Here is an 8,064-nt window from a genome sequence, read left to right as displayed (position 1 = left end):
GCGAGCGCCTGTTTATGACCGTCACCCTGAGGTGCGAGGCGAGCGAGGCAACAGCGTCGCTGGACGAGCCTCGAAGGGCGACGGCCCGGATGTAGCTGGCCGTTCATCCTTCGAGGCTCCCAATGGGGCGCTTCTCGCGCCCCATCACTCGCGCCTCCAGCGACAACGGCCTCGCCGTTGCGCGGGGATGACGGTGTTGGCAGAATCGGAGAGTGAGCTAAGCCGCAGCGCCTAATGCGATCGCGCCAGGCAGAACGCCACGACCTGCTCCAGCGCGCTCTTCATCGGCGACGACGGGAACAGCGCCAGTGCATCCACAGCCATGGCGCCGTAATGCTGGGCGCGGCTGAGCGTGTCCTCGAGCGCGCGGTGCTTGTTCATCAGGCCGATGGCGTGATCGAGATCGGAATCGCCGATCTCGCCGCGCTCGAGCGCCTTGATCCAGAAGGCGCGCTCGGTGTCGTTGCCGCGGCGGAAGGCGAGCACGACCGGCAGCGTGATCTTGCCTTCGCGGAAATCGTCGCCGGTGTTCTTGCCGAGCTTGGCGCTCTTGCCGCCATAGTCGAGCACATCGTCGACGAGCTGGAAGGCGATGCCGAGATTCATGCCGACCGAGCGGCAGGCGGTCTGCTCCGCCTTGGGGCGGTTCGCGATCACGGGGCCGACCTCGCAGGCGGCGGCGAACAGCTCGGCGGTCTTGCCGCGGATCACGGCGAGATATTCGTCCTCGGTGGTCGCGGTGTTCTTGGCAGCCGCAAGCTGCATCACCTCGCCCTCGGCGATGGTGGCGGCGGCCGCCGAAAGAATGTCCAGCGCGCGGAGCGAGCCGACCTCGACCATCATGCGGAACGCCTGGCCGAGCAGGAAGTCGCCGACCAGCACGCTCGCCTCGTTGCCCCAGAGCATGCGCGCCGACAGCTTGCCGCGGCGCATCTCGCTCTCGTCCACGACGTCGTCATGGAGCAGGGTGGCGGTGTGCATGAACTCGACGGAGGCAGCTAACTTGATGTGGCCGTCGCCGTTGTAACCGGCAAGATTGGCCATGGCGAGCGTCAGCATCGGCCGCAGGCGCTTGCCCCCGGAGGAGATCAGATGGTTGGCGACCTCCGGGATCATGGTCACGTCGGAGCCGGTGCGCGACAGGATCGTGGCGTTGACGCGCTCCATGTCTCCGGCGACAAGGGCAACCAGCTCTTCGATCGACGCGCCGGGAGTTTCGAAAGGTACGATGACGGCCACGCCGGTCTCCAATATTTGCCCCGGAAGGGCTATTCTGATGGAAATACAATAGAAACTGGAGGCGCATGCGGCAAGTGCTGCGGAACCATTGACATTTGCCGCTTAACCCCTTTCAGGCAGGAGACCTGCGTTTTGCGTGAACTGGTTCGGACCAACGACATGGTGCTGGTGTCGGCGATCGGCGCGCTGCTCGACGGCGCCAATATCCATCATCTGGTGCTGGACCAGAACATGAGCATCATCGAGGGCTCGCTCGGCATTTTGCCGCGGCGGATCCTGGTCCATGAGGACGACGCCCAGGAGGCCCGGCAGCTCCTGACCGAGGCCGGGCTCAGCCACGAACTGCGCGGCGATGATTGAGGCCGACATCACCGAGGACGCCTTTCTCGGCGGGCAACTACGCCTGAAGCAGAAGCGGTCCGGCCATCGCGCCGGGCATGACGCCATCCTGCTTGCGGCGGCGACGGAGGCCCAGGCGGGCGACCGCGTGGTCGATCTCGGCGCCGGCATCGGCACGGCCGGGCTGGCGCTGGCGCGGCGCGTGGCGGGGATCAGGCTCAGCCTGGTCGAGATCGATCCGGAACTGGCGGAGCTGGCGCGAGCCAATGCGGCGGCGAACGCGATTGCCGCCGACACGATCGTGCTCGACGTCACCGCCGATGCGCAGGCCTTCCTGGCACATGGGCTCGTGCCCGACAGCGTCGATCGTGTGCTGATGAACCCGCCCTTCAACGATCCGGTGCGCCATCGTGGCTCGCCGGATCAGGCGCGCCACACCGCGCATGTGGCGACGGAGGAGACGCTGCATGCGTGGGTGCATGCAGCACGGCGTATCCTGCGATCGAACGGTGTGCTGACATTGATCTGGCGCGCGGATGGAATCGCCGAGGTCTTGGCAGCGCTGTCACGCGGCTTCGGCAGCCTGTCGATCCTGCCGGTTCATGGCGAAGCGGGGCGGCCCGCGATCCGCGTGCTGGTGCGCGCGATCAAAGGCGGCAAGGCGCCGACGCGCCTGTTGCCGGGCCTCATGCTTAACGAAGAGTCAAACGTGCCTAAAAAAGAGGTGAGGGATATTCTGGAAGGGAGGGCGGTGTTGCCGCTCGCGGAGCCGTGACGGCTTACTGCGGCAGCGATTCCGTCTGCTGTTCTTGCGGGGACGTAAAGCGAATCGCCGCGAAAAGCGCACCGATCAGCATCAACAGCAGATAGATCTTCATGGCGTTTCCTCCGCTGCTTCATTGCAGCTTCCCAATAGGGAATCTGCAAAACACGTTCCAGGCACTTCCAATGACAGTCGCGTGATAAGAAATGGTTAATCAGGGGTAATGGCATGGCCGAACAATTGAACGATCGTGAGGGTTCCGGCCTGGCCGACAAGCTCATGCAATATCTGCCGGCGCGCTTTCGTCCGGGCACGGCGGTGGTGCCGGTGGTGCGGCTGTCAGGCGTGATCGGCGCGGTGACGCCGCTGCGCCCGGGCATGTCGCTCGCGGGCGTCGCGCGGGTGCTGGAGCGGGCCTTCTCAATGCGGAACGCCAAGGCGGTGGCGCTGGTGATCAACTCGCCCGGCGGCTCGCCGGTGCAGTCGCGCCAGATCTACCTGCGCATCAAGCAGCTCGCGGCCGAGAAGAAGCTGCCGGTGCTGGTGTTCGTCGAGGACGTCGCGGCCTCCGGCGGCTACATGATCGCCTGCGCCGGCGACGAGATCTTCTGCGATCCGTCCTCGATCCTCGGCTCGATCGGCGTGGTCGGCGGCAGTTTTGGTTTCCAGGAGGCGATCAGGCGGCTCGGCATCGAGCGGCGGCTCTACACGGCCGGCGCGCACAAGGCGATGCTCGATCCGTTCCTGCCCGAAAACCCCGACGACGTGGCCAAGCTGAAGGCGATCCAGCGCGAGATCCACCAGATCTTCATTGCGCTGGTGAAGGAGAGTCGCGGCGCACGGCTGAAGGGCGATGACGACACCCTGTTCACCGGTGAATACTGGGCCGGCGAGAGTTCGATCGGCCTGGGGCTCGCCGACGGCATCGGCGATCTCCGCTCAACTCTTCGTGCCCGCTATGGCGAGAAGGTTCTCACCCCCGTGATCGCGCAGCCGACCGGGCTGCTGTCCGGCCTTTTGGGACGCAAATCGCCCGGCGCGGGCCAGCTTTCGGCCCTGGAATCAATGGCCGGGCTGCCTGACGAACTGATCTCGGCGGTCGAAACGCGGGCGATTTGGGCGAAATTCGGGTTCTAGGGCGTGGCCTCCCGCGCCATTTGGCCCCAAGGAGACTTGAAGCCGAGCCAATTGCGGCGCGGCCCGGTCTGCGCAAGAATGTGCGTGGGGGCTGAGCACTCAACAAGGATCGACAGATGCCGCCGTTCGTCGCTTTCGCGGGCGTCCTGGGCGGGCTTGCCGTGGTCCGCTGGGCCTACAAGACCGCTGTCCGGATCAACCAGGAGCTGGAGGAGATGCGTCTCTCACGCGTCGCCGAAGCCGCCCATATGGGGGAAATCCGGACGCTGAAACAGGATCCGGTGACCGGAGCGTATCGCCCGGGCTAGCTGCGCCTTTCCACACGCCGTCATTCCGGGGCGATGCGAAGCATCGAACCCGGAATCTCGAGATTCCGGGTTCGCCCTTCGGGCGCCCCGGAATGACGGCCATTTCCGCCCCTTCGCCTTGATTCCCATCCCCGCCGTCGATACGGTCCCGCGCGATTCAAAACCCCCCGCGAGAGCCTGATCTGACGATGGACGCCTCATTGCCCGCCCATATGCGCCCGGAACGCTCGTTCCAGGGCTTCATCCTCGCGCTCCAGCGGTTCTGGGCCGAGCAGGGCTGCGTGATCCTGCAGCCCTACGACATGGAGATGGGCGCGGGTACCTTCCATCCGGCGACGACGCTCCGCGCGCTCGGGCCCAAGCCCTGGAACGCCGCCTATGTGCAGCCCTCGCGCCGGCCCAAGGACGGCCGCTACGGCGAGAACCCGAACCGGATGCAGCACTACTACCAGTTCCAGGTGATCATGAAGCCGTCGCCGCCGAACCTTCAGGAGCTGTACCTGAAGTCGCTCGCCGCGATCGGCATCGATTCCGCCGTGCACGACATCCGCTTCGTCGAGGACGACTGGGAGAGCCCGACGCTGGGCGCCTGGGGTCTTGGCTGGGAGTGCTGGTGCGACGGCATGGAAGTCTCCCAGTTCACCTATTTCCAGCAGGTCGCCGGCTTCGAATGCGCGCCGGTCGCGGGCGAGCTCACCTACGGGCTCGAGCGTCTCGCGATGTATGTGCAGGGCGTCGACCGCGTCTACGACCTCAATTTCAACGGCCGCGACGGCGACGCCAAGGTCACCTATGGCGACGTCTTCCTCCAGGCCGAGCGGGAGTACTCGAAGCACAACTTCGAAGTCGCCGACACTGCGATGCTGTTCGAGCAGTTCAAGATGGCGGAAGCGGCCTGTCGGAAATATCTCGACGCGGGCTGGAAGGACGGCAAGCGCGAGGCGCATCTGATGGCGCTGCCGGCCTACGACCAATGCATCAAGGCAAGCCACGTCTTCAACCTGCTCGACGCCCGCGGCGTGATCTCCGTGACCGAGCGGCAGAGCTACATTCTTCGCGTGCGCGAGCTGGCCAAGGCCTGTGGCGAAGCCTGGATACATACTGAAGCGGGCGGAGCGGCCTGATGCCCGAACTTTTGCTTGAACTGTTCTCGGAAGAAATCCCCGCGCGCATGCAGGCGAAGGCGGCCGACGATCTGCGCCGCATGGTCACCGACAAGCTCGTCGCCGAAGGCCTGGTCTACGAGGGCGCGAAAGCCTTCGCGACACCGCGCCGCCTCGCGCTCACCGTGCACGGAATCCCTGCGCGTCAGCCCGACCTGAAGACCGAACGCCGCGGACCGAAGATGGGCGCGCCCGATGCGGCCGTGCAGGGCTTTCTGAAAGCGACAGGTCTGAACTCGCTGGACGAGGCCAAGATCCAGCGCGATCCGAAGGGCGACTTCTACATCGCGCTGATCGAGAAGCCCGGCCGCGCCGCGATCGACGTGCTTGCGGAGATCCTGCCCGTCATCATCCGCACTTTCCCCTGGCCGAAATCGATGCGCTGGGGCGCGCGTTCCGGAAAACCCGGCTCGCTCAACTGGGTGCGTCCGCTGCACGCGATCACCGCGACGTTCGGGCTCGAGACGGAAGAGCCCGATGTCGTGCCGTTCTCGGTGGACGGCATCGAAGCCGGCCAGACCACCTATGGCCATCGCTTCATGGCGCCTAGCGCGATCAGCGTGCGCCGTTTCGAGGACTACGAAGCGAAGCTGAAGGCCGCAAAAGTCATCCTCGATCCGCAGGCGCGCAAGGACATCATCTTCGCTGATGCCAAGGAGCTGACCTTCGCGCAAGGATTCGAACTGGTCGAGGATCAGGTGCTGCTCGACGAAGTCTCGGGCCTCGTCGAATGGCCTGTCGTCATGATGGGATCGTTCGAGCAGGAATATCTCGCGATCCCGGAAGAGGTGATCCGCGCCACCATCCGCAACAACCAGAAGTGCTTCGTCGTCAGGGATTCCAAGACGGGCAAGCTGACCAACAAGTTCGTCCTCACGGCGAATATCGAGGCGGCCGACGGCGGCAAGATCATCGTCGCCGGCAACGAGCGCGTGATCCGTCCACGCCTGTCGGATGCGAAATTCTTCTATGAGACGGACCTGAAGACCAAGCTGGAAGACCGGCTGCCGAAGTTCGAGCAGATCGTGTTTCATGAGAAGCTCGGGACGCAGGCCGCGCGCATCAAGCGCATCGAGCGGCTCGCCGCCGAAATCGCGCCGCTGGTCGGCGCCGATGTTGCCAAGACGACCCGTGCCGCGCAGCTGGCGAAGGCGGATCTGCTGACCGAAGTCGTCGGCGAATTCCCTGAGGTGCAGGGCCTGATGGGCAAGTACTACGCGCTGGCCCAGGGCGAGGATGCGTCCGTCGCCGCGGCTTGCGAGGAGCATTACAAGCCGCAAGGCCCCGCCGATCGCGTGCCGACCGATCCGGTCAGCGTTGCAGTCGCGCTCGCCGACAAGCTCGACACGCTCGTCGGCTTCTGGGCCATCGACGAGAAGCCGACGGGCAGCAAGGACCCTTATGCGCTGCGCCGTGCCGCGCTGGGTGTGATCCGGCTGATCGCCGAGAACGCACTGCGTCTGTCGCTGATGAAGGTGGCGGCGTCCGCGCTCGCCGGCTTGTCGGTGAAGCCGGCCGACGCACAGAAGCTTCCGAGCGATCTGCTCGCCTTCTTCGCCGACCGCCTGAAGGTCCAGCTGCGCGAGCAGGGCGCCCGGCACGATCTCGTCGATGCCGTGTTCGCGCTTGGCGGCCAGGACGACCTGCTCATGGTCGTTCGCCGCGTCGAGGCGCTCGGCAAGTTCCTCGAGTCGGACGACGGCAAGAACCTGCTGGCTGGCACCAAGCGCGCCAGCAACATCCTCTCGATCGAGGAGAAGAAGGACAAGCGCACGTTCGACGGTGCGCCCGATGCTGCGCTCTACAGCCTCGGCGAGGAGAAGGCGCTGGCCAAGGCGATCGGCGAGGTGCAGGCGGAAGCAAGCGCTGCCGTCGCGAAGGAGGACTTTGCCGCCGCGATGAGCGCGATGGCGAAGCTGCGCCCGCCGGTGGATGCGTTCTTCGACAAGGTCCGCGTCAACGACGACGATCCGAAGGTGCGCGAGAACCGCCTGAAGCTGCTGAACGAGATTCGCAGCGCCACGCGCGCGGTCGCGGACTTCTCGAAGATCCAGGATTAGGGCTCTCGTGCCCCGGACGCAGCGCAGCGCGCTTCTTCAGCGGTGCGCTGCAGAGCCGGGGGCCCATGGCGCGGCGTGTTCGGAGCTCCTGGGTCCCGGCTCTGCGCCGCACCGCTATGCGCTGCGTCGCGTCCGGGACACGAGACCGCGCAAAAAAGCCCCACCCGGAGGGGGGAGACCGGGCGGGGCCTGATGTCCGATTTAACACTGCACGCGTCAGCCTGATTTGACGCGCCGGACATCGAGTTGAACGATGCGTTTTCGTGTCCGTCGAGGATCTAGTCCAGCACCTCGACGATGCGCCGCGAGCGCGGCTCGACCAGCACGGTCTCGCCGTTCACGACGGTGTAGCGATAGGTGGTGGCGCCGAAACGTTGCGGCACGTCATAATAGGTCACGCCGCTCTCCGGTAACGTGGCTCCGACCACCACGCGATCCGGAATGCGGAAGGCCGGCACACGTTGTTCGACGACATAATCGCGGAAGGCTGGCCGCTGTTCGACCGCAATCGTCGGGCCGCTGTCGACCACGACGGGCGCGCGTCCAACCGTAATGCCTGTTTGCGCCTGTGCCGCAACCGGCGCACCGAGCGCGACGCCAAGCGCGGCGAGAGCGAGAATCCTGTTCCGCATGGGCAACTCCTTCGACATGATTTTAGCCGGCGCCAATGGCGCGACCGGTTGCCAATGCTGCGACGCGCGCGATGTTCCGGAAAATGCCTTGCCGCATTCGCGGCATTTTTGGGCAGTTTTCGCGAAGCCCGGAACTCGTGCGACCCCTAGTGCGTCTCTACCCGCGGAACCGGGTCCGCTATGATCCGCCCGCGATTCGCCCCACCTCCACGGAAAGATAATTCATGCACATCACCGTCGCCCACATTTCGCCGATCCTGTCGTTGATTGCGGGCGTGCTCATCCTGATCATGCCGCGGCTTCTCAACCTCATCGTCGCGATCTTTCTCATCATAAATGGTGCGATCGGGCTCGGATTGTTGAAGTGGCTCCATCTCTAGGCCTTCATTTTCCGGAACTCTTCGACTTGCGCGGGCCTGCCCA

General features: G+C 65.2%; 9 protein-coding genes. 7 read left to right on the top strand and 2 right to left on the bottom strand.

All coding sequences use genetic code 11. From position 1 onward, the window contains the following. Nucleotides 1–231: 231 nt before the first annotated feature. The gene (locus E4K65_RS42285; RefSeq protein ID WP_027543614.1) at nt 232–1,239 is read right to left on the bottom strand and encodes a polyprenyl synthetase family protein; all 1,008 of its coding nucleotides are present in this window, start codon (nt 1,237–1,239) and stop codon (nt 232–234) included. Between the two features lie 132 nt (nt 1,240–1,371). Here E4K65_RS42285 and E4K65_RS42280 point away from each other — a divergent pair, with 132 nt between their 5' ends. The 6 genes from E4K65_RS42280 (at nt 1,372) to glyS (ending at nt 7,009) form a co-directional block, all read left to right on the top strand. Continuing rightward, nucleotides 1,372–1,599, top strand: a complete 228-nt coding sequence (locus tag E4K65_RS42280; RefSeq protein WP_011085319.1) for a putative signal transducing protein — start codon at nt 1,372–1,374, stop codon at nt 1,597–1,599. Then, on the top strand, nt 1,592–2,353 hold the full coding sequence (locus tag E4K65_RS42275; RefSeq protein ID WP_135179139.1) for a tRNA1(Val) (adenine(37)-N6)-methyltransferase: 762 nt from the start codon (nt 1,592–1,594) through the stop codon (nt 2,351–2,353). The genes E4K65_RS42280 and E4K65_RS42275 overlap by 8 nt, the downstream gene beginning before the upstream one ends. Before the next feature lie 216 nt (nt 2,354–2,569). Then, nucleotides 2,570–3,478, top strand: a complete 909-nt coding sequence (locus E4K65_RS42270; RefSeq protein ID WP_135179138.1) for a S49 family peptidase — start codon at nt 2,570–2,572, stop codon at nt 3,476–3,478. Between the two features lie 116 nt (nt 3,479–3,594). After that, the gene (locus E4K65_RS42265) at nt 3,595–3,786 is read left to right on the top strand and encodes a hypothetical protein (protein WP_027543611.1); all 192 of its coding nucleotides are present in this window, start codon (nt 3,595–3,597) and stop codon (nt 3,784–3,786) included. Between the two features lie 188 nt (nt 3,787–3,974). Further along, nucleotides 3,975–4,910, top strand: coding sequence for a glycine--tRNA ligase subunit alpha (locus tag E4K65_RS42260; protein ID WP_135179137.1), 936 nt, complete (start codon nt 3,975–3,977; stop codon nt 4,908–4,910). Continuing rightward, nucleotides 4,910–7,009 carry a glycine--tRNA ligase subunit beta gene (glyS, locus tag E4K65_RS42255; protein ID WP_135179136.1) on the top strand — a complete coding sequence of 700 codons (2,100 nt, stop codon included), beginning with the start codon at nt 4,910–4,912 and terminating at the stop codon, nt 7,007–7,009. Before E4K65_RS42260 ends, glyS begins: the two co-directional genes overlap by 1 nt. A gap of 278 nt (nt 7,010–7,287) precedes the next feature. Here the strand turns inward: glyS and E4K65_RS42250 are convergent, their stop codons facing one another. Next, complete coding sequence (locus E4K65_RS42250; RefSeq protein WP_027543608.1) at nt 7,288–7,641, bottom strand: DUF1236 domain-containing protein; 354 nt, start codon at nt 7,639–7,641, stop codon at nt 7,288–7,290. A gap of 224 nt (nt 7,642–7,865) precedes the next feature. Here E4K65_RS42250 and E4K65_RS42245 point away from each other — a divergent pair, with 224 nt between their 5' ends. Further along, nucleotides 7,866–8,021: a DUF3096 domain-containing protein gene (locus tag E4K65_RS42245; protein ID WP_074077234.1), complete on the top strand. Its 156-nt coding sequence runs from the start codon at nt 7,866–7,868 to the stop codon at nt 8,019–8,021. The last annotated feature ends 43 nt before the right edge of the window (nt 8,022–8,064 follow it).

The organism is Bradyrhizobium niftali (assembly GCF_004571025.1).
In the GTDB taxonomy this organism is placed as follows: domain Bacteria; phylum Pseudomonadota; class Alphaproteobacteria; order Rhizobiales; family Xanthobacteraceae; genus Bradyrhizobium; species Bradyrhizobium niftali.
Note: the sequence above shows the minus strand (reverse complement) of the source record. Positions and strands in the feature narration are given on the sequence as shown.